Consider the following 1,464-nt stretch of genomic DNA (forward strand, 5'->3'; position numbering starts at 1 on the left):
CAGAAGTAAAGAAGTTCGTTAAAGAACATAAAGACATATTGCGCATAAAGTTTCTCGGAAAAGGTGACCCTAACTCAAACCCTATAGAAAGCCTGGTAAACAGACGATTAAACTCAGCAGTTGGTGTCGATCGTTCCCATGCTTCAATAGATGTAATGACAACTGCCGCAAGGAATTTCTTAAGAAAATACAACTCTATTTATGCGACTTAGCTTAATAAGGATTCATTTCAGAAAGAAGTACATTCACAGGTACTCCAGAACGTGTTAAAGAGGGTGAACAAAAGCATCGAGAATTTCTTTAATGGATTCGGATTTCCAAGATTCAAAGGGATAAATAGATACAATTCGTTCACATATCCTCAGAGTGGTTTTAAAGTTGAGATTGAAGATGGAACAGAAGGGAAACTTATTCTCTCAAAAATAGGGAAAATGCGGATAATCCTACATCGAGATATTGAAGGCAGAATCAAGACATTTACGATAAAGAAGGATGTGGACCAGTGGTATGCCATATTCACTGTAGAGATTAAGAAAACGATAGAAAAAGTACCTGTTGAAAAGAAGATAGGTGTTGATGTCGGATTAATCAATCTTCTGGCATTAAGTAATGGGGAGATAATTGAGCCCCCAAAATTTTTTAGAAAATCAGAAAAGAAGCTTGCTAAGGAACAGAGAAAGCTTTCAAAGAAGAAGCTCAGGTCGAATAGTAGAAAGAAACAGAAAATCAAAGTAGCAAAAGTCCACCAGAAAATACGCAACCAGAGAAAAGATTTCTCTCATAAGACTGGAAGAACTTTGGTTAATCGATTCGATTTAATCGGATTTGAGAACTTACACATACAAAATATGATGCAGAACCACCATCTTGCAAAGAGCATAGCAGATGCAGGATGGTACCAGTTACAGATTTTAACAGCATCCAAAGCGGAAGAAGCTGGGAAACGGGTTAAACTCTGTTTTGCAAATGGAACATCCCAAACCTGTCATGTCTGCGGGAACATCCAGAAAATGACTTTAAAAGACAGGATATTTCGATGTAACCTGTGTGGGAACATCAAGAACAGGGATACTAATTCAGCAAACGTAGTATTAGATAGATGTACCGTTGGGACGACGGGAATTTCAGATGAAGCCTGCAAGAGTGGTCTCAGTAGGGACATGATGAAGCAGGAAGCCGTCCAAATTGTTGGATGGTAGTTCACCTATTTAAGTATATCTAGAATCCCAGTACTTCCGAATAGCTCTACTTCCGAGTGAATGAAATATCAGCACATCTATTTTAAAGTGAATCATCCTCAGATGATGTTTTTAAGCGGTTGATATTTGAGGTCATGATCATGAATATACAACCTCTTGATATAATGGCCATGACCTCAGAGTTATTGAGTAAAACAAACATAATAAAATTACCTGAAGGTACAACGTATAGTTTCAAGACACACTGAATGTGATTCTGCACGCA

The 1,464-nt window shown here is 37.8% G+C and carries 1 protein-coding gene and 1 pseudogene; both read left to right on the forward strand.

Annotation, left to right across the window (positions count from 1 at the left end; all coding sequences use genetic code 11):
* Window positions 1-212 (forward strand): hypothetical protein (locus MNV_RS20280; RefSeq protein WP_218838005.1); only part of this gene is annotated, 212 nt, incomplete at its 5' end.
* A gap of 21 nt (window positions 213-233) precedes the next feature.
* Window positions 234-1,199 (forward strand): annotated as a pseudogene (locus tag MNV_RS11050) (RNA-guided endonuclease InsQ/TnpB family protein); the annotation flags it as partial.
* Between the last annotated feature and the right edge of the window lie 265 nt (window positions 1,200-1,464).

The sequence above is a fragment of the Candidatus Methanoperedens nitratireducens genome, from assembly GCF_900196725.1.
GTDB classification, from domain to species: Archaea; Halobacteriota; Methanosarcinia; order Methanosarcinales; family Methanoperedenaceae; genus Methanoperedens; species Methanoperedens nitroreducens_A.